This window comes from Mesorhizobium sp. P2_F8 (assembly GCF_056403655.1).
This window is the reverse complement of sequence record NZ_JBFUFB010000003.1, coordinates 464662-488419: the sequence shown is the minus strand read 5'-3', so window position 1 is coordinate 488419 and position 23758 is coordinate 464662. Positions and strand designations below refer to the sequence as shown.

The 23758-nt window shown below is 63.1% G+C and carries 23 protein-coding genes; 13 read left to right on the top strand and 10 right to left on the bottom strand.

The window, feature by feature from the left end:
* Positions 1-107: 107 nt before the first annotated feature.
* Positions 108-998: an NAD-dependent epimerase/dehydratase family protein gene (locus tag AC1DZP_RS09760; RefSeq protein WP_477301890.1), complete on the bottom strand. Its 891-nt coding sequence runs from the start codon at positions 996-998 to the stop codon at positions 108-110.
* A 119-nt stretch (positions 999-1117) separates the two neighbouring features.
* On the opposite strand from AC1DZP_RS09760, the gene AC1DZP_RS09755 reads away from it, so the two are divergent.
* On the top strand, positions 1118-2056 hold the full coding sequence (locus AC1DZP_RS09755) for an NAD(P)-dependent oxidoreductase (protein WP_477301888.1): 939 nt from the start codon (positions 1118-1120) through the stop codon (positions 2054-2056).
* A 125-nt stretch (positions 2057-2181) separates the two neighbouring features.
* Here AC1DZP_RS09755 and AC1DZP_RS09750 read toward each other — a convergent pair whose 3' ends face one another.
* Positions 2182-2967 (bottom strand): FadR/GntR family transcriptional regulator, encoded by a 786-nt coding sequence (locus tag AC1DZP_RS09750; RefSeq protein WP_095091450.1) that lies wholly within the window; start codon positions 2965-2967, stop codon positions 2182-2184.
* Between the two features lie 183 nt (positions 2968-3150).
* A complete protein-coding gene (locus AC1DZP_RS09745; protein WP_184875023.1) occupies positions 3151-4140 on the bottom strand; it encodes a sugar-binding protein in 990 nt (329 codons plus the stop codon).
* Positions 4141-4610: 470 nt separating this feature from the next.
* Here AC1DZP_RS09745 and AC1DZP_RS09740 point away from each other — a divergent pair, with 470 nt between their 5' ends.
* The 12 genes from AC1DZP_RS09740 to AC1DZP_RS09685 all read left to right on the top strand — a co-directional run bounded on the left by AC1DZP_RS09740 (position 4611) and on the right by AC1DZP_RS09685 (position 15468).
* Entirely contained in the window at positions 4611-5351 is a 741-nt protein-coding gene (locus AC1DZP_RS09740) for an ATP-binding cassette domain-containing protein (protein ID WP_095091448.1), read from the top strand.
* Positions 5352-5386: 35 nt separating this feature from the next.
* Positions 5387-6385, top strand: coding sequence for an ABC transporter permease (locus tag AC1DZP_RS09735; protein ID WP_095091447.1), 999 nt, complete (start codon positions 5387-5389; stop codon positions 6383-6385).
* An 87-nt stretch (positions 6386-6472) separates the two neighbouring features.
* A complete protein-coding gene (locus AC1DZP_RS09730; RefSeq protein WP_477301886.1) occupies positions 6473-7240 on the top strand; it encodes an SDR family oxidoreductase in 768 nt (255 codons plus the stop codon).
* Positions 7241-7427: 187 nt separating this feature from the next.
* Positions 7428-8255: a helix-turn-helix domain-containing protein gene (locus AC1DZP_RS09725; protein ID WP_477301884.1), complete on the top strand. Its 828-nt coding sequence runs from the start codon at positions 7428-7430 to the stop codon at positions 8253-8255.
* A gap of 132 nt (positions 8256-8387) precedes the next feature.
* Positions 8388-8831 (top strand): SRPBCC family protein, encoded by a 444-nt coding sequence (locus AC1DZP_RS09720; protein ID WP_477301882.1) that lies wholly within the window; start codon positions 8388-8390, stop codon positions 8829-8831.
* A gap of 12 nt (positions 8832-8843) precedes the next feature.
* On the top strand, positions 8844-9638 hold the full coding sequence (locus AC1DZP_RS09715; RefSeq protein ID WP_477301880.1) for an FAD binding domain-containing protein: 795 nt from the start codon (positions 8844-8846) through the stop codon (positions 9636-9638).
* A 60-nt stretch (positions 9639-9698) separates the two neighbouring features.
* On the top strand, positions 9699-10181 hold the full coding sequence (locus AC1DZP_RS09710; RefSeq protein ID WP_477226925.1) for a (2Fe-2S)-binding protein: 483 nt from the start codon (positions 9699-9701) through the stop codon (positions 10179-10181).
* An 11-nt stretch (positions 10182-10192) separates the two neighbouring features.
* Positions 10193-11560, top strand: coding sequence for a xanthine dehydrogenase family protein molybdopterin-binding subunit (locus AC1DZP_RS09705; RefSeq protein ID WP_477301878.1), 1368 nt, complete (start codon positions 10193-10195; stop codon positions 11558-11560).
* 1 nt (position 11561) lies between these two features.
* Complete coding sequence (locus AC1DZP_RS09700; protein WP_477301876.1) at positions 11562-12566, top strand: xanthine dehydrogenase family protein molybdopterin-binding subunit; 1005 nt, start codon at positions 11562-11564, stop codon at positions 12564-12566.
* A gap of 9 nt (positions 12567-12575) precedes the next feature.
* Positions 12576-13457, top strand: a complete 882-nt coding sequence (locus AC1DZP_RS09695; RefSeq protein ID WP_477302217.1) for an AAA family ATPase — start codon at positions 12576-12578, stop codon at positions 13455-13457.
* A 5-nt stretch (positions 13458-13462) separates the two neighbouring features.
* Complete coding sequence (locus tag AC1DZP_RS09690) at positions 13463-14581, top strand: vWA domain-containing protein (protein ID WP_477302215.1); 1119 nt, start codon at positions 13463-13465, stop codon at positions 14579-14581.
* Positions 14581-15468: an amidohydrolase family protein gene (locus AC1DZP_RS09685; RefSeq protein WP_477302213.1), complete on the top strand. Its 888-nt coding sequence runs from the start codon at positions 14581-14583 to the stop codon at positions 15466-15468. Before AC1DZP_RS09690 ends, AC1DZP_RS09685 begins: the two co-directional genes overlap by 1 nt.
* A 56-nt stretch (positions 15469-15524) precedes the next feature.
* On the opposite strand, the gene AC1DZP_RS09680 is transcribed toward AC1DZP_RS09685, so the two are convergent.
* The 7 genes from AC1DZP_RS09680 to AC1DZP_RS09650 all read right to left on the bottom strand — a co-directional run bounded on the left by AC1DZP_RS09680 (position 15525) and on the right by AC1DZP_RS09650 (position 23516).
* Positions 15525-16055: a GNAT family N-acetyltransferase gene (locus AC1DZP_RS09680; protein WP_477301874.1), complete on the bottom strand. Its 531-nt coding sequence runs from the start codon at positions 16053-16055 to the stop codon at positions 15525-15527.
* Positions 16056-16085: 30 nt separating this feature from the next.
* Complete coding sequence (locus AC1DZP_RS09675; RefSeq protein WP_477301872.1) at positions 16086-16493, bottom strand: carboxymuconolactone decarboxylase family protein; 408 nt, start codon at positions 16491-16493, stop codon at positions 16086-16088.
* A gap of 149 nt (positions 16494-16642) precedes the next feature.
* Positions 16643-18139, bottom strand: a complete 1497-nt coding sequence (locus AC1DZP_RS09670) for a sugar ABC transporter ATP-binding protein (RefSeq protein WP_477301870.1) — start codon at positions 18137-18139, stop codon at positions 16643-16645.
* Positions 18139-19194: an SMP-30/gluconolactonase/LRE family protein gene (locus AC1DZP_RS09665; protein ID WP_477301868.1), complete on the bottom strand. Its 1056-nt coding sequence runs from the start codon at positions 19192-19194 to the stop codon at positions 18139-18141. The genes AC1DZP_RS09670 and AC1DZP_RS09665 overlap by 1 nt, the downstream gene beginning before the upstream one ends.
* Entirely contained in the window at positions 19191-21314 is a 2124-nt protein-coding gene (locus AC1DZP_RS09660; RefSeq protein ID WP_477301866.1) for an ABC transporter permease, read from the bottom strand. Before AC1DZP_RS09660 ends, AC1DZP_RS09665 begins: the two co-directional genes overlap by 4 nt.
* A gap of 89 nt (positions 21315-21403) precedes the next feature.
* A complete protein-coding gene (locus AC1DZP_RS09655; protein WP_477301864.1) occupies positions 21404-22429 on the bottom strand; it encodes a sugar ABC transporter substrate-binding protein in 1026 nt (341 codons plus the stop codon).
* Positions 22430-22529: 100 nt separating this feature from the next.
* Positions 22530-23516 (bottom strand): ABC transporter permease, encoded by a 987-nt coding sequence (locus AC1DZP_RS09650; RefSeq protein WP_477301862.1) that lies wholly within the window; start codon positions 23514-23516, stop codon positions 22530-22532.
* Between the last annotated feature and the right edge of the window lie 242 nt (positions 23517-23758).

Here is a 23758-nt window from a genome sequence, read left to right as displayed (position 1 = left end):
GGCTCCAGAAAGGCCGGATTGCAGGGGCTGTCAAGCACGGCAAGCGGCTCAAGCGGCAAAGCCGGCCGCTGTGCACAGATCTGCCCGATTGCTCCGACGGATCAGGCCTACTTGACGTATTTGCGCCAGCTGTGCTCCGGGCGGAAGCCGAGAATATCCCGCGCCTTGCGGTTCGACAGCAGCGTCTCGTATTCGCCGAGTTCGGCGTTGACCGGTATGCTGGGATAGAAACGCTTCAGGAGTTCGGCGGTCGGCAGGTCGGATGAGGTATCGTCATTGGCGGCGTTGAACACCTGATAGCCGAGCCCGTCCTTCTCGATGGCACGCAGCGTGATCTGGCCGAGGTCGCGCGCGTCGACATAGCTCCAGGCGATGCGCTTGCGGAAACCCGGGTCGGCGAACCATTTCGGAAACAGCGAATATTCATGTGGCTCGATGACGTTGCCGATGCGCAGCGCATAGATGTCGGTGCCGCTGCGCAGCGCAAAGGCGCGCGCCGTCTTCTCGTTGACGACCTTGGACAGCGCGTAGCTGTCCATCGGATCGACATCATAATCCTCGTCGAGCGGGAAATACTGGGGATCACGGGGCTCGTTGGCGAACACCAGCCCATAGGTGGTTTCGCTTGAGGCAATCACCACCTTACGGATGCCGAGCTTCACCGCCGCCTCTAAGACATTGTAGGTGCCGAGCGCATTGATGCGGAACACCTCGTTATCGGTGGTGATCATGATCCGCGGGATGGCGGCGAAATGCACCACCGCATCGACCGGTTGGGCGCGCAGCGACGGGTCGAATTCGTGCAATCCCATATAACTCGACAGCGCGTTGAACACCTGTCCGCTGTCGGTGATGTCGGTGATCAGCGTGCGCACCTTGGGATTGTCGAGCGGCTTGGTGTCGATGTTGAGCACCTGGCAGCCCTGCTCCACCAGATACTGCACGACGTGGCGTCCGGCCTTGCCGCTGCCGCCGGTGAACATGATCCGCTTCGTCATTTTGCTCTCCACATCCGCTGGGATTTATGTGTATTGTCAGACAAAATCGCAATCCGCAACCACCCTCGCCTGCAAAACGGCAGCGCTGATCATCAATCATTGCAACAGGACTTGAAGACATGAACACGACTGCCGCGAGCGAAAAGATCGGCTTCATCGGCCTTGGCCTGATGGGGCACGGGATCGCCAAGAACATCGTCGACAAGGGCTACAGCCTGACCTTTCTCGGCCGCAAGAACCGCAAGCCGGCGGAGGACCTGCTTGGCCGCGGTGCCGCGGAAGTATCGACCTCGCGCGATGTCGGGGCGGCATCGGACATCGTCTTCATCTGCGTCACCGGATCGCGCGAAGTCGAGGCTATCATTCGCGGCCCCAGCGGCCTCAAGGAGGGTTTGAAAAAGGGCGCGGTCGTCGTCGACTGCTCGACCTCCGATCCGGTCTCGACCATTGCACTGGCGGCTGAACTCAAGGCTCTCGGCATCGACTATGTCGATGCGCCGCTGAGCCGCACGCCGAAGGAGGCCTGGGAAGGCACGCTCGACGCCATGGTCGGCGCGCCGGACGCCGTCTTCGCCCGGGTGAAGCCGGTGCTCGAAACCTGGGCCGGCCGGATCGTCCATATCGGCGACACTGGTGACGGCCACCGCATGAAGCTGCTCAACAATTTCATCTCGCTCGGCTATGCCGCGATCTATTCCGAGGCCCTGGCGCTGGCGCAGAAAGTCGGCATCTCACCGCCGCGCTTCGACAGCGTCATCCGCAACGGCCGCATGGATTGCGGCTTCTACCAGACCTTCATGCGCTGGACGCTGGAGGGCGACCGCGACGCCCACAAATTCTCCATCGCCAACGCCTTCAAGGACCTGACCTATCTGGAATCGATGGCCGGCGCGGCCGGCATCGCCAACCCGCTCGGCAACGCCACCAAGAACTCTTTCGCCGGCGCCTTCGCCACCGGCCCGGCCGAGCAATTCGTGCCGATGCTGGCAACCCATATCGGCAAGGTAAACGGCGTCGACCTGATGCCAACCAAGGATGGCAAGAAACAGACGATTTGAGGTGAGAAGCGGTCCGCGCAACTGACGAAAAGCCAATTGCTTGGCTTTTCGAGTTTCGAACGGTGAAGGCCGGGTCCGCTTCCGGGCGGAAGGGAAAGCCCGAAGGGTCGGCTGTCACTGCCGCACTACCATCGCCTTGACCGTCCGATCCCTTCATCGGTGTTCTCAAGCAGTTTGTGCACGGCGTTGCGCGCGGCTGTCGGACGCCGCAGCCGGATGTTCTTCTCGATCGCCTCATGCAGCTTCTGCGCCTGCCGCTGATCACCAACCCTCTGCGTCGTGAAGTCGAAGAGATGGTCGAGCGCCGATTCGATCAGCACGCCGAGCGGCACCAGCAGATCGTTGCCGGAGGCGCGCAGGATGGCGAGATGAAAACGCGTGTCGGCGCGGATACGCTCCTGCAGGCTCAAGGCATCGCCCATCTCGCGGCAGGCCTGGCTGATCTCGGCCATCTGCTCGTCGCTGCGCCGCATGGCGGCAAAGGCCGACGCTTCCGGCTCGATGATATGGCGAAACTCCTGCACGGTGCGCAGGAATGCCTCGCGATCGGGCGCTGTCGCGTACCAGGCCAGCACGTCGCGGTCGAGCAGGTTCCAGCGCTCTTTCGGCTCGACCCAGCTGCCGATCTTGGGGCGCGAGGCCAGAAGGCTCTTGGCCATCAGCATCTTGATCGCTTCGCGCACCGCCGAACGGCTAACGTCGAATATTTCCGCCCATTTGGCCTCGTTGGGCAGGATGGTGCCGGGCAGATAATCGCCGCGCACGATCCTGAGACCAATCTCGCTGGCCAGCGAGACATGAACGCTCGCTCCCGAAAAGTGTGCAGCGCCAGCCCTGCGCATGACAACTGGACGGAGGCTGTCTTGTGCCTTGGCCCGGTCGGTTCGCTTCTTTGACTTCTTGTCCGGCATCCACGTTCCAATGCGTCGGCCGTCTGTCGTCCGGACTGGTCCGGACCCGCACGGCACGCCGATCTCGTTGCCGAAAAATCCAGACCATGGACGCGGCAAAGCCGGAGCCTGCCGCCCCAACCGCAGTGTCCCGTTCAGGAATCGACGGGGGGCGCCCGTTGCCGAGCGCCCCAAATCGAGAACCTACTTCTGGATGCAGGTGTCGACCGTGTCCTTGGTGCATTCGTCGAGACCGGTAAACACCGGATCGGCGACGGCCTTGCCTTCGATCAGGTCAATCATCACGGATGGTGCCTTGTAGCCCATTTCGAACGGCCGCTGGCCGACCAGTGCGGTGACCAGGCCGTCACGAGCAATCGCCACCTCGTCGCCAATCGTATCGGCAGCGCCGATGACGAAGTCGTTGCTGGCGATGCGGTCCTTGAGCGGCCCGAACAGATCACGATAGGGCTGCGGCGCACCGAACAGCGGCCAGCCGCCCATGATGCCGAACGCGTCGAGCTTGGGGTTGGCGGCGAGGATGTCGGTCATCGCCTGAACGCCCTTGGCGCCATCGTCATTGGTGAACACCGGGCAGCCGGCGACTTCGGTCCAGCCACCTTCGCCGGCGAGCGCCGCGAGGCCTTCCTTGCCCGAGAGGGCGTCACGCATGCCTTGCGCACGACGCAAGATGTTGTCGGCCGCAGGATTGCCCTCGATGGTGCAGATCGTGCCGCCATTCGGCTTGCCCTTCTTGATGTACTCGCCGATCTTCTTGCCCATCAAATAGTTGTCGGTGCCGAGATAGGTCTTGCGCAGCGCCGCATCTTCCTTGCTGAGGTCGGCATCGACCGTCATGATCGGGATCGTCGGATTGGCGGTCTTGATAGTCTGCGCGATAAGTGGCGCGTTGGATGGCGAAATCGCCATCGCCACGGTGTCGGCCTTGCTCAACATGTCCTGGACGATCTGCGCCTCGCCGGCCTCGTCCGAGGTCGAAGCAGGGCCGGTGTAGAAGCATTCATATTCCGAGCTGGCGTTTTCCTTGTTCCATTTCTCGCAACCCTGGTGGATGGCTTCGAAGAACGGATTGTCGAGACCTTTCACGACAATGACGAGCTGTTTCTTGGCCAAAGCCGGTCCGGCGCCGAGCGCCATCATGGCGGCGGCGGCAAGCAAAAGTGATTTCCTCATATCAGTCCTCCCTTGAAACAGACGGACACGGCGTGCCCGCCACACAGATCGACCGGACGCGTGATGACCGAGGTTCGTTTCGCGAGCTCTCGTATCGCCAAGACAGATCGATAAGCATTTCCAGATGCGGCCTTGGACCGGCTCAACACACGGGGTGCAGCCGGAACCTCGACCGGTAAACCTCCACCGATTCCACCCGGCGAACCGCAGGCAGGGACCGGCATAATCTCCTCCGACGCTTAGCTAATATCGGCTCGCCGCCAACGTCAATGCTATTTGTCCTACAAAACGGATTTTTAGAATAATCCAACCTTAATTCGTCCGACAATTGATTGACGCGCGCCGGCTTTTGCGTAAAAGAACGCTAACGCTGTTTCCGGGAGGAGCTGGGAAGAGCGAGGCCAAAGCAGCGCCGGCATTGACGCCGGGAACAGCAGCAGGTCGCAAAGCACGGGGAGGCAAGAAGGCTGGTGGCGGTTCTCGAACTCACCAACATATCGAAGCATTTCGGCGCCATCCAGGCGGTCAACGACGTGTCTTTGTCGATCGAGCCCGGCCAGGTGGTCGGCCTGATGGGCGACAATGGCGCGGGCAAGTCGACGCTGGTCAAGATGATCGCCGGCAATTTCCGCCCGAGCCACGGCACCATGCAGATGGACGGCAAGGATTTGATCCTGCACAAGCCGGTCGAAGCCCGCCAGCACGGCATTGAGATCGTCCACCAGGACCTGGCGCTCTGCAACAATCTGACGGCAGCGGCGAATGTCTATCTCGGCCGTGAATTGCGCCGCGGCGTCGGCCCCTTCCGCATCCTCGACTACGCTTCTATGTACAAGCGCGCCGGCCAGATCTTCGCGGAGCTCAAGTCCGAGACCCGCCCGCGCGACCTCGTCAAGCAGATGTCGGGTGGCCAGCGCCAGGCGGTGGCGATCGCCCGCACCATGCTGTCGCAAGCCAAGATCGTGCTGATGGACGAGCCAACGGCGGCGATCTCGGTGCGGCAGGTCGCCGAGGTGCTCAACCTGATCCGCCATTTGCGCGACCAGGGCATCGCCGTCGTGCTGATCAGCCACCGCATGCCCGACGTTTTCACCGTCGCCGACCGCGTCATCGTCATGCGGCGTGGCCGCAAGGTCGCCGACAAGACGATCGCGTCCAGCTCGCCCGAGGAAGTCACTGGGCTGATCACTGGTGCTATCGAACAGGTTTGATTTCAGCGCGTTTCACCGACAGATAAAGGTCGATAATGGCAGTCACCCTTGACCAGACGATCGCACAGAAACAGCACACCTTGCTGTCGAAGCTGTTTGCCAGCCAGACCTTCTGGGTGGTGATCGCGGTCATCCTTGCCTGCCTGTTCCTGTCGTTTGCCACCGACGCCTTCGCCACGCAGAAGAACCTCTACAACATCACCCGCAACATCACCTTCGTCGCCATCATCGCGCTCGGCATGACCTTCGTCATCATCACCGGCGGCATCGACCTCTCGGTCGGTTCGGTGCTGTGCCTGTCGTCGATGGTGCTGGCCGTCACCATGCATGCCGGCTACTCGATCGAGATCGGCATACTGGCCTCTATCGCAACCGCGCTTGCCATTGGCGCCTTCAACGGCATTCTGATCGCTTATCTCGGCTTTCCGCCATTCGTGGTGACGCTCGGCATGTTGTCGATCGCCCGCAGCCTGGCCATGGTCGCCTCCAACAACACCGTCGTCTTCCAGTTTGGACCGGACCACAACAAGCTGCTGGCGCTGGGCGGCGGCGCCTGGGTGTTCGGCATCGCCAATCCAGTGCTTTACATGATCCTTCTGGCGCTGATCACCGGCTTCATCCTGCGCTGGACCAAGTTCGGCCGGCACATCTTCGCCATCGGCGGCAATGAGCATGCTGCGACGCTGACCGGCGTTCCGGTGCGCCAGATCAAGGTCGCCGTCTACATGATTTCGGCGCTCTCGGCCGGCATTGCCGGTATCATCCAGACCGGATGGCTGGGCGCCGTCACCACCAATCTCGGCACCGGCATGGAGCTTCAGGTCATCGCTGCCACCGTCATCGGCGGCGCCAACCTTGCCGGCGGCGTTGGTACCGCCTTCGGGGCCATCGTCGGCGCGGCGCTCATCGAAGTGATCCGCAACAGTCTTGGCTTGCTCGGCATCAATGCGTTCTGGCAAGGCGTGTTCATCGGCGGCGCCATCCTGCTGGCGGTTCTGTTCGACCGCATCCGCAATTTCCGCCGCAACGACTAGGACCATGATCCCGAAAAGTGGAAACCGGCTTTTCGGACAAACGGAAACCGTTTGTCCAGAGATCATGGTCGAGCAAAAGACAGCCTGATGGCAAACTCGCTGTTCAGCCTTGAGGGCCGGCTGGCGCTGGTAACCGGCTCTGGTCAGGGCATAGGTTTTGCCCTGGCGCGCGGCCTGGCTGAACATGGCGCCAGCGTGGTGCTGAACGGCCGCGATGCCGCCAGGATCGGCGGCGCCGTCGAAAAGCTGCGCAATGCCGGCTTCAAGGCGCACGCCTCGACCTTCGACGTCACTGATTTTCAAGCGGTCAACGCGGACATCGCCCGCATCGAAGCCGAGATCGGCGCCATCGATATCCTCGTCAACAACGCCGGCGTGCAGTTCCGCGCGCCGCTTGAGGATTTTCCAGAGGATCAATGGGAGCGGCTGTTCAAGACCAATGTGTCAGGCGCCTTCCATGCCGGCAAGGCGGTCGCCCGCCACATGATCGCGCGCGGCATGGGCAAGATCATCAACATCGGCTCGGTGCAGAGCGAACTGGCGCGGCCGAACATCGCGCCCTACACCGCAACCAAGGGCGCGATCAGGAACCTGACCAGGGGCATGTGCACCGACTGGGCAAAACACGGCCTGCAGATCAATGCGATCGCGCCCGGTTACTTCCGCACCGAAATGAACCAGGCGCTGGTCGACAATCCCGAATTTTCCGCCTGGCTGGAGAAGCGCACGCCGGCCGGGCGCTGGGGCAATGTCGACGAACTGATCGGCGCCGCCGTGTTCCTCGCCTCCGATGCATCGTCCTTCGTCAACGGCCATATGCTCTATGTCGATGGCGGCATGACGGCTTCGGTTTGAGCCACCAACGCCGGCGCGGCCATCCAGCCGCTATTCGGTTCACTGCCTATCGCTCAGTCTGAAAATCCACTAGCATCGGCCGTCACCCGACCTCGCCAAAGGCCCACGTCTTGACGCGGCCCCGAACTCCGCCGCACAATCCCGCTCGCAGGCGAAGGGAGGCCAGTCGTCTGCGGGAGGAATACCCATGACGGAAGCGATCAGGCTCTACTGGGGCCGGTTCGGACATGTTTCTGTCCTGAATGTCGCAAGCGACTTCGTCACCCATGCCCACGTCGAAGCACATTTGATCATCTGGCTTGAAGGCACGGCCGGCGAGATGACCATCGGCCGCGAGACGGTACGGCTTGGCCCGCGCACCGCCGCCGGCATCAACTCCTTTCAGCCGCACAGCCATGTCCTGTCGCGAAACGGCACGCCGGGCCTGTTCCTCGCCTTCTACATCGATCCCGACTGGGCGCGGCGGCGCCGCGACCTGCCTTCGTCCGCATCGCTGTTCTCGCAGGCGGCGATCACGCTGGAGCCCTGGCTGCACCAGGCCGCCGCCAGTCTGCTCGATCATCTCATCGACAATGAAAGCGTCGACGATGTCGCCAATTACGAGATCGAGCGTTTCATCGACAGCGTCCTCGATGCCGCGGACGCTTCGGCGCCGCAGGAGGCCCGCGTCCGCATAAACACCATGCAGGATTTCCGCGTCCGCAAGGCAATCCAGCTGATGAGGGCCAATGTCTGCGAGCGCATCTGCTTCGACGACGTGGCGCGTGCCGTCGGCCTGTCGCGGCCGCACTTCTTCGCCCTGTTCAAGGAACAGACCAATCTGACACCCAATGTCTACTGGAACACGCTGCGCATGGAGGAAGCGGTGCGGCAATTGCAGTGGTCGCAGGAGCCGCTGATTTCGGTCGCCTGCAATCTCGGCTTCACCACGCAGGGCAATTTCTCGCGCTTCTTCCGCGACCATGTCGGCGTACCGCCGACGCTCTACCGTGAAGCGGCGCGCATGATCGCCTGAGCCAACCGGCCGCTTTTTCAGACTCCACCCTTTTTCAGACTCCTTGATACGGGCTCAAGACGCATTGATAAGCGTCTTTGACTTGGCCGCCCTACCCTTGCCCAACTGCCGCATCTGCAAGGGGACATCCATATGGCGAACGTCACCATCTCAAGCGTCATCGACGCGCCGGTCGAACAGGTCTGGGCGCGCATTCGCGACTTTAACGGCCTGCCAGGCTGGCACCCGCGAATGGTGGAAAGCCATATCGAGGACGGCAAAGACGCCTCGACGATCGGCTGCGTGCGCAATTTCCAGCTCGTCAGTGGCGCTCGCATTCGCGAAAAGCTGCTCGACTTCTCCGACAACAATTTCCTCGTCAGCTACTCGATCCTGGAGACGCCGCAGCCGCTCACCAACCACAAGGCGACGCTGCAGCTCAGGCGCGTGACGGATGGCGACCGAACCTATGCCGAATGGACCGCCAGCTTCGACGCGGCGCCCGAGGAAGCCGGCAAGCTGGCCGAGGGCATGGGCGCCAACGTCTTCCAGGGCGGCTTCAATGCCCTGAAAAGCCATTTCGCCGGCCAGAGCTGAGGGAGCCTGGCTATGGCGCTAGCACTGCAGACTTTTGCGACGGTGAAGGAGGCCAACGCGGCGCTGAAATCCCAGGGCAGCCGCTATCTCGGTGGCGGCACGCTGGTCGTGCGCGCCGCCAATGAAGGCGATATTTCGGTCTCCAGCCTGATCCGTTCCACCGAGCCGTCGCTTTCAGCGATTACCGTCACCGACGGCAAGGCCCGCATCGGCGCTTCGGTGACCATGGCGGCGATCGCCCGTCATCCGGACCTCAGCTTCCTTGCCAAGGCCGCGCGCGCCGTCGGCGGTCCGGCGGTCCGCAACATGGCGACCGTTGGCGGCAATCTGTTCGCACCGGCGCCTTATGGCGACTTCGCCGTTGCCCTGCTGGCGCTCGATGCCACGATTGGCACCGATGGCGGCGAAACGCCGATCGAAGCCTTCCTGGCAGGGCGGGACAGCAACCGCGCCATCGTCACTTCGGTCGCTTTCGCGCTTCCGAAGGCAGACGGCTTTCGCTTCCTGAAAGTGTCGCGCGTCAAGCCGAAGGGCGTCTCGGTGCTCAGCATCGCCGCCGTGCTTGACCTGGCCGGCAACGGCACCGTGTCCTCGGCGCGGATCGCGCTCGGCTGCATGGCAGACCGGCCGATGCGCGCCAAGGCGGCGGAAAAAGCATTGATCGGCCAAAGCCTGACCAAGGACGGCATCGCCCCGGCGCTCGCCGTGGGCAACGAAGGCACCTCGCCCGTCACCGATCCGATCGCCAGCGCCTGGTATCGCAACGAAGTGCTGCCGGTCCATCTCGGCCGGCTGCTGCTGACCTGAAACACCCGTTGGGGGGCGCGCGTCTGTCCGATCAATCGGGCAGGCGCGCAAGGAGGAAACATGGCAAAGGTCCCGGTCCAGTTCACGCTCAACGGCTCTGAAAAGGCCGAATTCATCGACAGCGGCACGACGCTGCTCCACGCACTGCGCGACAAGATCGGCGACACCTCGCCGAAAGGCGGTTGCCATCAAGGCACCTGCGGCGCCTGTTCGGTCATCATCGACGGCGAGCTCCGGCTGTCCTGCCTGACGCTGGCCGAGACGTGCAATGGTGCTGCCATCACGACGACATCGGGGCTTTCAGAGGGTGGCGTCCTGCACCCGCTGCAGCACGCCTTCCTCGACACCTTCGCCACGCAATGCGGCTTCTGCACGCCGGGCATGATCATGGCCGCCAAGGTGCTGCTCGACCATACACCCAATCCCAGCCGCGACGACGTGGTCGAGGCGCTGTCGGGCAACATCTGCCGTTGTACCGGCTACGAGCCGATCATCCAGGCGGTGCTGCGTGCAGCCCGCGCCAATTCGCAGAACGCGGCCTGAGGGAAGCAAACATGGAACTGCGCAAGAGCTACTTCGCCGATGTCCGCAAGGATGATCTGCACGAGATCGGCCAGCCCCGGCCGCGCTCGGATTCACCCGGTCATGTCACCGGCAAGACCGCTTTTTTCGCCGACCGCAGTTTCCCCGGCATGCTGCACCTGAAGATGGTGCGCAGCCCGCATCATCACGCCCGCATCCGCTCGATCGACACCGCGGAGGCGGAAAAGCATCCAGGCGTGGTGAAAATCCTGACCGCCAAGGACGTGCCGCACAATGTCTACACCATCCTGATTCTGATCCAGATTGGACCGGAGGACGAAACGGTGCTGGCTGACGGCAAGGTGCGCTGGAAGGGCGAGGCCGTCGTCGCCGTTCTGGCCGAAACCGAGCGCGCCGCCCAAGAAGCCGCCGCCAAGGTCAAGGTCGACTATGAAGTGCTGCCGGCCGTCTTCGACATGGAGGAAGCGCTGAAGCCCGGCGCGCCGCTGGTCAACGAGTACCACGGCCAGAATTATTATCTCTATGACAGCGGCGAATGCCGCAAGGTGCGTTTCGGCGATGTCGAGGCAGGCTTCGCGGCCGCGGACCACGTCTTGGAGCAGAGCTACCAGTCCTCGCCGATCGAGCATGCGCCGACCGAGACCACCGGCTGCGTGGTGGCGCCCGAAGGCAATGATCGCTTCACCTGCTACACCAATACGCAGGCGATGTTCTTCACCCTCGACAACGCCTCGATCATCCTGCAGATGCCCGGCAACAAGCTCCATTTCGTCGGCGGCACCGTCGGCGGCGGCTTCGGCGGCAAGGTCGACGTCATCGTCGAGCCGATCGCCATTCTCGGCGCCAAGCTCACCGGCCGTCCGGTTTCCTTCATCTACAGCCGCGAGGAGGAGATGCAGATCTCCTCGCCGCGCGCCGCCGAAAAGGTGGTCATCAAGGACGGCGTCATGAAGGACGGCCGCATCGTCGCGCGCAAGGTCACCGGCTATACCGACGCCGGCGCCTATTCGCGCCATTCGCCCTACGGCGCGCAGAAGGGCGCCGGCCATTATCCCGGCCCCTACACCATCCCAAATGTCTGGATCGACACCTACTGCGTCTACACCAATCGAACGCCCTCCTCCGCCATGCGCGGCTTCGGCGTCACCATTGGCGACTTCGCTCTGGAGGTGCAGATGGACAAGCTGGCGCGACTGGTCGGCATGGATCCGCTCGAATTCCGCTTCATCAACGCCTATCGTGACGGCGACATGAAGGCGCATCGCCAGCCGACCGAGGGTGCGGCGCTGATCGAGTGCATGCAGGAAGCCTCGCGCGCGGCCAACTGGCCTGTGGCCGAAAAATTCATGGCGATGTCGTCCTACGTGAAGGGAGCTTGAGATGGCGATCAGGCGCGGACGCGGCGTTGCCGCCATCAACTATCCAACCGGCATGAACCTTGGCGGCGACCCGACCCAGGCGCTGGTGCATTCGACGCCGACCGGCAATTTCATGGTCACGCTGTCATCGGTCGATCTCGGCCAAGGCATGAAGCAGATCATGGCGCAGATCTGCGCTGAGACCATCGGCGTGCCGACCGACCGCGTCGTCGTCGACACCGCCGACACCGACACCGGCCCGCACTGCATGGGCACCTTCGCCTCGCGCGGCACCCACCGCGCCGGCAACGCGGTCATCCAGGCCGCCAGGGAAGCCCGCCAGGTGATGCTGGAAGTGGCCGCAGAAGAGCTGGAAGTGAACGCCTCCGACCTCGAGACCGACGGACAGGGCAACATCCTGGTCAAGGGCGCGCCGCAAAAGTCGATCTCGATCTTCGAGGTCGCACTGTCGGCGCATTTCAAGCGCGGCCGCTCGATCTCCGGCCGCGGCATGTTCCTGATCCCGCGCTCCTATCCCGATAAAGAGACCGGCGCGATGAAGCCGTCGACCTGCTATGCACATGCCTGCACCGTGGCCGAGGTCGAGGTCGATGACGAGACCGGCGAGGTCACAGTACTGACGGTGAAGAACATTTTTGAGATCGGCCGTGCGCTGAACCCGAAAATGGTCGAGCAGCAGCTGGTCGGCGGCTCATGGATGGGCATCAGCCACGCGCTCTACGAGACGACCGAGCCCTACTATCCCAACCGCGACCATGGAGGCACTGACTTCAACCAGTATCTGATGCCTGGCCCCGGCGATCTTGCCGAGACCGAGATCATCGTGCTGGAGCGGCCGTCGGCCGACGGGCCTTATGGCGCCAAGGGGCCGGGCGAAATGTGCGCCAACCCGCAGATACCAGCGGTTGCCAATGCCGTCTTCGACGCCGTCGGCGTGCGCATCGACACGCTGCCGATCACGCCAGAGCGCATCCTGCGCGCGCTCAGGGCGCAAGCGGCGAACTGAGTGATCGAAATGCCCGAGGTGAACGCCGAGACATCAGCGACCTCGCCGGAGGTAGTGGCGCAACACCTGGCCGCCTCGCGCTATCTGGCCGATGACAGCCTGGCAACCGCCATCTTCCTGGCTATCCGGCTGGGCAAGCCGCTGCTGCTCGAAGGCGCGCCGGGCGTCGGCAAGACGGAAGCGGCCAAGGCAATCGCGCAGTTGCTCGGCCGCGATCTCGTACGGCTGCAATGCTACGAAGGCATCGACGCCGCGCACGCGCTCTACGAATGGAACTACCAGCGCCAGTTGCTCGCCATCCGCCATGCTGGCGAGCACGAGATCGACATCTATGACGACCGGTTCCTGATCGCCCGGCCGCTGCTGCAGGTGCTGAAGGCGCCCGAGCAGCGCGTGCTGCTGGTCGACGAGATCGACCGTTCGGACCATGAATTCGAGGCGTTGCTTCTGGAATTCCTCTCCGATTTCCAGATCAGCATTCCCGAGCGGGGCACCATCCGCGCCACAGCCCAGCCGATCGTCATCCTCACCTCGAACCGCACCCGCGAACTCGCCGAGGCGCTGCGCCGACGCTGCGTCTACCACTGGATCGGCTATCCCGACGCCGAGCGCGAGGCCGCCATCATCATGCTGCGCGCCGGCGATGTGGCGCAAGCCACCGCACGCGCCGTGGCGGCAGCCGTGCAGACCATCCGCGCCCGCCCGCTGGCCAAGCCGCCCGGCATTGCCGAGGCGGTCGAATGGGCCAACGCCGCAACCATTCTGGAAAAGGGCGGCAGCCCGTGGCCCGAAGCCTTCCGCCGTGCCATCGGCGTGCTGATCAAGGACGAAGAAGACCTGACCTGCATCGCGCCGGAGCTTGGCCGGATTGTCGAGGAGGCCCTGGCGTGAGCGCCCTGCCCCGCGCGGCCGCGCCGTTCCTCGGCTTCGGCCGGCTGCTGCGCCGTTACGGCTTTGCCGTCGCGCCGGAGCAGATGTCCGGCTTCATGCAGGCCGTGACATTGCTCGGGCCGCGTTCGATGGCCGACATCCGCGAAGCGGCCCTTGCGACGCTGGCGCCGCCGCCCGACCGCCGCGACGAATTCGAGGCGCATTTCCAGAACCATTTCTACGGCAACGCATCCGCCGTGGTTGAAGGAGACGGAGATGAGGAAATCAATATCAAGGATGATGGCGGCGCTGACGTCGAACGGATCGAAGCCGAGCACAGCCAAGAAGGCGGCGAACTGTCCTCGGCCCTGGAGCAATTGAGCGCGCGCGATTTCCAGCGCGACGACGATAGGCTGGCCGCCTTCCGCCGCAAGCTGTCCCCGGCCTTGCCTGCCCGCCGCTCCTTCCGCACCGTGCGCACCCACTCGCGCGGCAAACTCGATCTGCGCCGGTCGCTCAGGGAAATCGTCAGTGCCGATGGCGACGTGCCCTCGCCGCTGCTGCGTCGCCGGCAGACTGTGCCGCGCAAGCTGCTGATCCTGATCGACGTCTCCGGCTCGATGAAGCTGCACACGTCAGACTATCTCAAGCTCGCCCATGCCGCAGTGCAAGGTGCTGACCGCGCCGAAATCTTCACCTTCGGCACCCGGCTCACCCGCATTACCGCCGCACTGCGCATTCGCGACCGCGACCAGGCGCTGGCCCGCGCGGCGGCGCAGGTCGATGACTGGGACGGCGGCACCCGCATGGGGCCGACGCTGCTCGCTTTCCTGTCGGTGCCACGCTTCTCCGCTTTCGCCCGCGGTGCAGCGATCGTCATCCTCTCCGATGCGCTGGAGCGCGGCGATCATGCCGAACTGGAGACAGCGATGCGTCGGCTGAGCGCGCGCGCTTTCCGATTGTCTCTCGCGACGCCGCTGGCCGGCGATCCGCGCTTCTGGCCTGCAACGGCAGCACTGCGCGCCATCCTGCCGGTGCTCGACGATCTCATCGACGGCTCGTCGCTCAAGGGCCTCACCGATTTCATCCTGTCGCTCGACCGCCCGGCCCCGGCGGCGGCGGCAATCTGGAAGAGGGTTTCGTGATGCAGAAAGCAATCGACGCGCATTTCCACATCTGGCGCCAACAGGACCAGCCCTGGCTGGTCGGACCGATGGTGCCGCGCATCTTTGGCCCCTATGAGCCGATCCGCCGCGACTACCCGATCGAGGAATTCTTGGCCGACCAGAAGGGGTCGGGCGTCGAAAAAGCCGTCTATGTCCAGACCAACTGGGCCAAGGAGGATTTCGAGAAGGAGGTCGCCTTCCTGCAGAAAACCGCGAATGAGACCGGCTGGCCACACGCCATCGTCGGCTACACCGATATGACCGTGGACGATATCAGGCCCCAGATCGACCGGCTGAAGAAATATCCGCTGCTGCGCGGCGTGCGCATGCAATTGCACTGGCACGAGACGCCGGCCTTCCGCTTCGCCACTTCGGCCGACCAGGTCATCGATCCCAAGGTCCGCGCCAATGTCGCCCGGCTGAAGCACTACGGCCTGTCCTTCGACCTTCAGCTATTCCCTGCCCAGATGAAGGACGGGCTGACGCTGGTCGGCGAGAACCCGGAGACCAATTTCATCCTCACCCATGCTGGCATGCTCACCGGCATGGAGCCCGAAATCACGGAAGCCTGGAAGGCAGGCCTGCGCACGCTGTCGGCCGCGCCCAATTTCCATGCAAAACTGTCCGGCCTCGGCACCTTCGTCCACGGCAACGACCCGGCTCTGATCGCTTACATCGTCGACAATGCGATCGACATCCTGGGCGCGGATCATCTGATGTTCGGCTCGAACTTGCCGATCGAGAAACTGTGGACCAGCCATGCCGAGCTTATCAAGGCGCATCGCGCGGCGGTGGCCAAGCATGGCGCGAAAGCTGAGGCGGATATTTTCTGGAACACGGCCGAGAGGGTTTATCGCCCGGCATAGCACACGCCTTCCCTTCTCATTTCAAGAAGGTGGCCAAGCGCCTTTGATGGATCTGCTCACAACGGCCGGCCTAAAACCTGGACCATATGCCGTTTCGCCCCAATACTGACTGGCCCCGCCGTCCGCACCAGCTTGAGGCCCTGCCGCTGCCAAAAGCGAAGAGCCTGCTCATTTTCTGTGATCACGCCGAGTTCCACCCACTTGACGTTCTGGGATTTCAGCCACCTGAAAAAGTCGTCGCACAGTGTACGCCCCAACCCTCTTCCGCGAAGTGCTTTGTCGATCATGAACAACGCGATCCACCAACACTCCACTCGCGGATAATTGCGGTCGCAGGCCAGTAAGCCTACAAATTCACCATCGATTGCCTTCACCCCGAATATGAACTTGTCGGCTTCCGTCCGGTTCGGTGGAAAGCTCTCAAATTCCTCCTTTGCAGTGGCAGCGTTGGGCGGCTCGCCTCGTTCCAGCACGACATAGTCAGAGCAGCCCTGATACAGCGGCACCAGTCGTGAAGCGTCAATCCCAATCAGGCCTTCAATCTCGTAGCCAGAGAGCGACGTCGGAAATCTGGTGCTTTTGTCCATGAAAATTCCAGCCCTGGAAAGCAGCCGCCCTCACTTCACCTCGAACTGCGGATCGACCGGGATCTGCATCGCCGTGACCATATGGTTGGTCTGGCCGGCCAGCCCGATGATCGATACGAGTTCGCCGTGCTGCGCGTCGGTCATGCCTTTCGCCCGGGCGGCGGCGGTGTGCGAGTGGACGCAGTAGGAGCAGCCATTGGCGGTCGACACCGCGATATAGATCATCTCCTTGGTCAACGGATCGATGGCGCTGTCAGCGACCATCACCACCTTCAACTGTTCCCAGATCCGCTTCAGCGCCGGTGGATCATTGGCCAGCCCGCGCCAGAAATTGTTGACGAAATCGGATTTGCGCGTCGCACGGATGTCGTCGAACACCGCCTTCACAGCCGGGATCTTCTCCACCTCGGCATCGGTCAGAAGTTTTGTGGTGGCCATGGCTGGTCCTTTCGTTTGGATCGTCGTGTGAATCGGGTCTTGAGCAATCGCAGCCAATCCATTTGCCCGATTCACTTTTTAGCGACGGCGTGGCGATTCTGGTCAGGTAGCTCAGGAAGCCGCCATTTGCAGGCCGGCCTCACCTGAATCTAGTGAACCGCCGCATACATGATCTTTTCCTCGGTTGCCTCCGCGGGCGAAAACTCTTCGACGATGCGGCCTTGCCGGCAGACCAGGATGCGGTCCGACAGGTTCATGATCTCCGGCAGGTAGGAGGAAATCACGACGACAGCGAGGCCATCGTCGGCCAGCCGGTTGATGATCTGGTGGATTTCGGCGATCGCGCCGACATCGACGCCGCGCGTCGGCTCGTCGAAGATGACGATGCGCGGCTGCTGCACCAGCCCTTTGCCGATCACCACCTTCTGCTGGTTGCCGCCGGATAGCTCGACGACGCGTGCATTGTCGTTGATCGCCTTGATGTTCAGCGTCTTCGTCCATTCGGCCGCAAGCTGCCGCATCTCCTGCTGGTTGATCACCCAGGCCTTTTCGCGGCCCGCCGCCAACAGCCCGCCGAACAGGTTCTCGGCAATGCCCATCGTCTCGAAGATGCCCTCGCTCTTGCGGTCCTCGGTGACATAGACGATGCCGTCGGCCACCGCCTCGCTCGGCACGAGATAGCGCACGGGCTTGTCGTCGAGTTCGATCGCCCCGCCACGCAGGAAATCGCGCTTGTAGATACCGGAGACGATCTTGAACGTCTCGGTGCGGCCAGAGCCGATCAGCCCGAACACGCCGGTGATCTGGCCCTCGAAGATAGAGAACGAATTGTTGCGCACGACATTGCTCATCGAGATGTCCTGCACCGACAGAACCTTCTTGCCGGCCTTGCGCAATTTCGCCTCGTCGCGCTGCCGATAGATCTGCCCCGACAAAGTACGGCCGACCATGGCGGCGACGATCCGGTCGCGGTCGAAGGCGGATGTGTCGTCAGTGATGACCAGCTCGCCGTCGCGCAAAATGGTGATCCGGTCGGCGATATCAAGCGCCTCCTCCAGCGCGTGGCTGATGAAGACGATCGACACGCCATTCGCCTTCAGCCGCCGGATCAGCGCGAAGAAATGTCGTTTCTCTTCCGGCGTCAGCGTCGCCGTCGGCTCGTCGAAGATGATGACCTCCGCATTGTGGTGGACGGCGCGCGCGATCTCGACCATCTGCCGCTTGGCGGCACCCAGCGTCGCCACCATGGCGTTCGGGTCGACGGGAAAGTTGAGGGACTGCAGGAACTGCTGCGCCGAAATGTAGGTGCCGCGTAGCCGGTTGAGGAATTTTTCGGTGCCGAGGTAGAGGTTCTGCGCCACCGTCATCGACGGCACCAGGCTGGTCTCCTGGAACACCATGGCAATGCCGGCTTCGAGCGCCGCATGCGGCGAGGCGTAGGCGATTTCGGCGCCCTTATGGAACATCCTGCCGGAGGTGGCGTCGACCACCCCGGCGACGATCTTGGTCAGCGTCGACTTACCCGCGCCGTTCTCGCCGAGCAGCGCGTGGATCTCGCCCTTGCGCAGATCGAAGCTGACGTTTTTCACCGCGGGCACGCCACGATAAGTCTTGGTGACATTTTCCAGGCGGACGATCGGTTCCATCAAAACCCTCCCGACGCGAGGTCGACGGACAACACGCAGTCGCCGCCCCTGGAGGCGATGAACAGAAGGCCGGCCCTTTCGGCGACGCTGCAAATGCCGTGGCGCGTGCCGTTGGCGCGGCTGTGCAGGCTGAATTGCGGCTGCAGCTTCTGGTCGAGCCTTACCACCAGCCCGTAGGAGCGGCTTGGTGACCAAGGCTTGTGGATGCCCATGGTGCGGATGCCGCCGCATTGCAGCGGTTCGAGGAAGCTGCGGCTGGAAGCCAGGGCCGGCGCGATCCAGTAGGCCGGCGGCACCTGTTCGATCATGTCCTGCCGGTAGTGCGTTTCCTGCAGCACGAATTCGATCAGCCGGTTGCGCCGCGCAAACAAGGTCAGCCACGCACCGCCATCGGCGGTCGGCGACAGTCGTGCGGGATAGCCGGGCAGATGCGCCAGAACCGTCGAGCGGTTGCCGGTCGCGCCGTCGAAGCGGACGAGCTGGTGGCGCCAGCTTTCGCTGACCAGCACATCCCGCCCCATCGGATGGAGCCCATAGGGAAAGGCGATCTCGCCAGCCACCTTGCGGAAACCGCCGCCCGCCGCGTCCCGCTTCCACAGCGAACCGGACGCGCCCTTCTTCATAAGGTCGGCGGCCCATTGCGACGGCGCGTGTTCAGCCGAACCGTTGGCCAGCCACAGCGTGCCATCGTCTGTGTAGGCAAGTGCGGTGATGCAGCGAATCCCGGCCGGCAGCGAAACCTCCTTGCCGGCAATCAACAGCCTACCGCTCTCCAACCCGACCGTCAGTTCGCCCGATGGCGACAGTGCCAACGCCGTAACCGGAGATGGAAAGGTCTCGACCACGGTTGGCACGGCGCCGGCAGCAATAGCGTGTATGGCATTGCCGCTGGAGGCCAACAGCCTGTCGCTGGAAATCAGCAGATTATCCGGCTCGGTCAGCTCAGCGACCGCCGGCGCGTCGTCCAGCCGCGTGTTGGGACGGAAGGCGCCGTCGAGCGGCGGAATGGTCACTGCCTTGCCGCGAAACAGGTCAAGCACCGGATCGAGGATCATGAGGCCGCCCCCCAGTAGGAAGCGGGGCTGGTCCAGTTCGGGTCGGCGCCTGATATCTTGTAACGACCGATGCGGTTGTTGAGGATGCCGCCAACGAACAGATAGCCCTTGTGCTCGCGCATCGAGGTGACCATCGGGTGTGCGCCGCCGGTGAGGTCGCCCATCGCCTCGACAATGCCGCCGGTTTCGTTGAACTTGACCACGCCGCCGGTGTTGATGTTGGGGAACAGCCATTCATCCTGCGGCAGCCGGCGCGTCATGCGCTTGCGCATGTCGGGATGGCGCAGCGACAGGTCGAAGCTCGGCGTGCGCATGCCAAGCCATGCCATCCAGTAATTGCCGTCGGAGGCGCGGTTGATGTTGTCGGGGTAGCCCGGCATGTCGCGGATGACGCATTCGGCCGTACCGGCCTTCGGCCCTTCCAGCCAGTAGCGGTGTACGCGGCAGGCCCAGCTTTCGGCGAAGAACAGCGACTTGCCGTCATGCGCCATGCACACACCGTTGGTGTAGCGGTAACCGTCGAGCAGCGTCTTGGTCGAACCGTCCTTCGGGTCGTAGACCAGCAAGCGGCCGGTGGCGCGGTTCTCGATCGAATCCAGCGCCCAGTCATGCGCGTCGTAGCGCTTGGTCGAGTCGGTGAAATAGATACGGCCGTCGAGTGCCACGTCGCAGTCATTGGGATCGCGCAGCCGCGCATCGTCGACGATCGAGGTCCAGGAGCGCGAGGTCTCGGCCGACAGGCGTTTGACCTCGCGCGTCGGCGACACGGAATAGAGCCCCATGGCGCCGACACAGCTGATCAGGTTGCCTGATTTGTCGAAGGCCAGGCCGAGCGGAAAGCCGCCAATATGGGCAAACACTTCCGACCTGACGTAGTCCGGCGCGAAGAAGCGGACGATCTCACCATGGCGGGTGCCGCAATAGAGATTGTCGTCGCGGTCGAGGATGACGTCCTCCGGCCCCTCCAGTTCGCCGAGCCCTATATGGTCAGCTTTCGACAATCGATTATCGAGTTCGTATGGCGTGCCCGAACCGGGCGCCGCCGACCGGGTAGCGCCCATCTTGAGATAGACCGGCGCGACATAGACCTCGTTCAGCACCTTGTGGCGGTTCTTCAGCCAGCGGATGTCGATGGTCACCGCCACCGCCAGTATGATACCGAGCACCATCTGGTTGGTTCCGGTGCCATAGCCCAGCCGGATCAGCCCGTTGGTCATGGTCAAGACGATGATGGCGCCCATCAGCCCCTTGATCACCGAGCCGCGCCCACCGCCCAAGCTGACGCCGCCGACCACTGCCGCCGTCAGCGCCATGATCTCGAGATTGAGGCCGGTGCCCGGCCCTGCCCCGCTCAGGCGGCAAGCGATGAGGAAGCCACCGATCGAGGCGCAGAAACCTGAGAAGACATAGGTCATGAACACGGTGCGGCGCACCCGGATCCCGGCATTGTGCGCCGAGCGCCTGGAGCCGCCGACCGCCAGCACGTGCCAGCCCGGCCGCGAACGCGTCAGCGCGATATGGGTGACGATCGCGAGGATGATCGCCAGCCAGACCGAGACCGACAGGCCCCAGAAGGTGCTGTCGCCGATGAAGTCGAGCACATCCGACGTGGCTGTCGAGAGCTGCACGTCGGCGGCATAGGTGGTGACCAGTATGTCGAACAGTGCCCGCCCGAAGATGAAGGTGACCAACGTGGTGAGAAAGGCGCGCAGGCGGAGATAGCCGACGAGATAGCCATTGATGGCGCCGAAGACGAGGCCGGTGGCAAGCGAAGCGGCCAGCGCCAGCCAGATTGACTGTTCGAGGATGAAGAAGACATAGACGGCCGAGAAACACGACAGCGCGAAGATCGAGCCGACCGACAGGTCGATGCCGCCGCCCAGCATCACCACCGTCATGCCGGTGACGACCATCGAGAACTCGCCGAGCTGGCGGGTCGATTCCTGCAGCGAGGTCAGCTTGAAGAAGCCCGGAATGACTGAGCCAAAAGTCGCCAACGTCACCACCAGCGCCAGGAACGGAATGGCGTTGTCGGTCCAGCGCTTGGTCAGGATCTCGCCGACAAGATGGTCGGGCACGAGATTGTAGCGCCAGGACTGGAGGCGTTCGCGAAAGGACATCGGGTCACTGCTGCCAAATCTGGGCTGCTAGAGAAAGAGGTGGCCGGGCAATCCGGCCACCTCGTTGATTGGTGTTGGCAAGGATCGGTCTATTTCGCCGCCGCTTCGGCCTGCAGCGCCTTCAGGTCCCAACAGCTGTCGGGCTTGAGGTCGGCCTTGGTCGTCGCCTTCTCCAGGGTGTAAATGTAGGTGTGCGAGGTGCCGGCCGGCTGGCCGCTCTGCAGCAGGAACTTGATAATGGCGTTCATGTCGCCCGACTGACGGGCAAGCTCGGTCATCACCACGGCGCCATAGGTGCCGTCCTGCAGCTTGTCGCAGTCCGCCGCCTTTTCCCCGCCGCCGGTGGTGACCAGGAACACCTTGCCCTCGAGCTTGGCGTCTCGGATCGCGGCCGAAGCGCCGGTGGCGTCACCATCCCAGAAGTCGATGATCGAGCAAATGTCCGGGTTCTGCTGCAGCATCGTCGTCGTCACGTTGCGCGAGGTCGTCGCATCCCAGTTCGAGTCGGGCTTGGCCACCACCTTGAAGTCGGGATGCTTGTCCAGAACCTTCATGATACCGGCATACTGATAAAGGCTGGAAGAGTTCGCCTGGTCGCCCTGCACCAGGCCGATCTTCTTCGACGAGTTTTCGCCACAGCCCTTGATCGCCGCTTCGGCCTCGAGCTGGCCTAGACGGTCCCAGTCGCTGCCGACAAAAGCGTCGGCCGGGAAGTTGGCAGGATTGTCGACCAGAAGCACATAGGTGCCGGCCGCCTGCGCCTTCTTCATCAACTTGGAATAGGAGTTCAGGTCCGGCGCATGGATGATCAGCACGTCCGGCCGGGTATCCGACGAGATGGCGTCGGTGATCGCCTGCGCGCCGGCATCGACGACCCAGTTCGGGTCGCGCGTCTCGAACACGCCGCCCCAGGCCTCCACTTCGGTCTTCAGATAATGCGCCCAGCCCTGCGCCAGGTCGAAGCCCATCGCCAGCGGCACCAGCATGACGCGCTTGCCCTTCAGCGACTGCGCATAGGCGGCCGGGCCCGGATCGTCGGCGGCAAAGGTAGGCGCGACGAAGGCGGTAACGGCAAGCGCCGTGGCGGCGGCCAAGAGTGTTCTGATCAGTTTCATGTCATATCCTCTGTTTTGGTCACTGTGGTTCACCGACGGCCCTAACCGTCCGCGTTTGGTCAAGTCTTCTGGTTCGAGAATGATCTCTTAGGGATCATGCTCAGATATCGCCCTGCTGCGCGGTCTGTTCGTCACGTGGGTTGATGACGCCATCGACGATGATCGCCCCCAGCAGGATCGCCGCCTTGATAAGGTTCTGGTAGAGCAGCGGAATGTCGATGATGGTCATGGCGTTGAGCAGGATGCCGATCAGCGCCGCCCCGACCAGCACGTTGCGCACCCCGCCCCGTCCGCCGGACAGGCCGATGCCGCCGATCACCGCCACCAGCACGATGTCGTAGAGCAGCGTCGAGTTGACGACGCGGGTGTTGATCGAATGTAGGCTGGCCGCCGTCAGCAGGCCGGCAATCAGCGCGACGAAGGCCGACAGCACATAGCGCAGCACCAGCATCGGCCGCACAGGAATGCCGATGTTGCGCGCCGCGACCGGATTGTCGCCGGCGAAATAGATGTAGCGGCCCCATTTGGTGTAGCGCAGGAACAGGTAGAACAGGAAGGCGAGGCCCGCGAAGACGAACACCTCGATGGGAATATCGAGGAAGCGTAGGCCGCCGAGCAGCTCGACCCAATGGCCCTGCGGCACCGGCACGGCATCCTGCGTGATCAGTTGCGAGCGGACGTAGCCGAAGACGAAGGAACCGGTCGCCAGCGTCACGAAGATCGCCGGCACGTCGGCATAGGCGACGAGGAAGCCGTTTAGCAGGCCGATCGCGAGCACGCCGGCCAGCACATAGGCGAAGGCCAGCCCATCCGGCGTTCCTGAATTCAGGAGCTGCAGATACCAGGCGACAGACATTGCCATGATCGCCACGGCCGAGAGGTCGATGCCTCGGCCGATGATGACGACAGCCATGCCGAGCGCCAGTATGYCGAGCACCGACACCGAGCGGACGATGGCCACGAGATTGTTTGGGTCGATGAAGCCCGGCAGGCCGATGGCAGCGGCAATAAACAGCACCACGGCGATGGCAAAGACAATGCCTTCCTGATTCAGGCTCCTGAAATTCGGCCAGCCGATCGCGTTCATGTCCCGCTTACGCCCCAATGGCAGCGCTGCCATCCCACGGAAAGCTAATCGGCTTAGCGCCGGTTCGTCAAATGAATCCGCGTTCAGAAGCCCGGCCGGTGGCGATATTCATCGAGTGGACGCATCGATTGCCAAAACTGGCGCAATGCCCGGAAAAGCCTGGATTTTTAGCAAATGATTGCGTCAATGCGATCGCTTGCGAAAGCACCGACCAAGGCGAAAGGGCAAGGCGGAATTTATCT

Coding starts and splice junctions, on each gene's coding strand:
- AC1DZP_RS09760 (WP_477301890.1), bottom strand. CDS start 998: ATGACGAAGCGGATCATGTTCACCGGCGGCAGCGGCAAGGCCGGACGC.
- AC1DZP_RS09755 (WP_477301888.1), top strand. CDS start 1,118: ATGAACACGACTGCCGCGAGCGAAAAGATCGGCTTCATCGGCCTTGGC.
- AC1DZP_RS09750 (WP_095091450.1), bottom strand. CDS start 2,967: ATGCCGGACAAGAAGTCAAAGAAGCGAACCGACCGGGCCAAGGCACAA.
- AC1DZP_RS09745 (WP_184875023.1), bottom strand. CDS start 4,140: ATGAGGAAATCACTTTTGCTTGCCGCCGCCGCCATGATGGCGCTCGGC.
- AC1DZP_RS09735 (WP_095091447.1), top strand. CDS start 5,387: ATGGCAGTCACCCTTGACCAGACGATCGCACAGAAACAGCACACCTTG.
- AC1DZP_RS09730 (WP_477301886.1), top strand. CDS start 6,473: ATGGCAAACTCGCTGTTCAGCCTTGAGGGCCGGCTGGCGCTGGTAACC.
- AC1DZP_RS09725 (WP_477301884.1), top strand. CDS start 7,428: ATGACGGAAGCGATCAGGCTCTACTGGGGCCGGTTCGGACATGTTTCT.
- AC1DZP_RS09720 (WP_477301882.1), top strand. CDS start 8,388: ATGGCGAACGTCACCATCTCAAGCGTCATCGACGCGCCGGTCGAACAG.
- AC1DZP_RS09715 (WP_477301880.1), top strand. CDS start 8,844: ATGGCGCTAGCACTGCAGACTTTTGCGACGGTGAAGGAGGCCAACGCG.
- AC1DZP_RS09710 (WP_477226925.1), top strand. CDS start 9,699: ATGGCAAAGGTCCCGGTCCAGTTCACGCTCAACGGCTCTGAAAAGGCC.
- AC1DZP_RS09705 (WP_477301878.1), top strand. CDS start 10,193: ATGGAACTGCGCAAGAGCTACTTCGCCGATGTCCGCAAGGATGATCTG.
- AC1DZP_RS09700 (WP_477301876.1), top strand. CDS start 11,562: ATGGCGATCAGGCGCGGACGCGGCGTTGCCGCCATCAACTATCCAACC.
- AC1DZP_RS09695 (WP_477302217.1), top strand. CDS start 12,576: ATGCCCGAGGTGAACGCCGAGACATCAGCGACCTCGCCGGAGGTAGTG.
- AC1DZP_RS09685 (WP_477302213.1), top strand. CDS start 14,581: ATGCAGAAAGCAATCGACGCGCATTTCCACATCTGGCGCCAACAGGAC.
- AC1DZP_RS09680 (WP_477301874.1), bottom strand. CDS start 16,055: ATGGACAAAAGCACCAGATTTCCGACGTCGCTCTCTGGCTACGAGATT.
- AC1DZP_RS09675 (WP_477301872.1), bottom strand. CDS start 16,493: ATGGCCACCACAAAACTTCTGACCGATGCCGAGGTGGAGAAGATCCCG.
- AC1DZP_RS09670 (WP_477301870.1), bottom strand. CDS start 18,139: ATGGAACCGATCGTCCGCCTGGAAAATGTCACCAAGACTTATCGTGGC.
- AC1DZP_RS09665 (WP_477301868.1), bottom strand. CDS start 19,194: ATGATCCTCGATCCGGTGCTTGACCTGTTTCGCGGCAAGGCAGTGACC.
- AC1DZP_RS09660 (WP_477301866.1), bottom strand. CDS start 21,314: ATGTCCTTTCGCGAACGCCTCCAGTCCTGGCGCTACAATCTCGTGCCC.
- AC1DZP_RS09655 (WP_477301864.1), bottom strand. CDS start 22,429: ATGAAACTGATCAGAACACTCTTGGCCGCCGCCACGGCGCTTGCCGTT.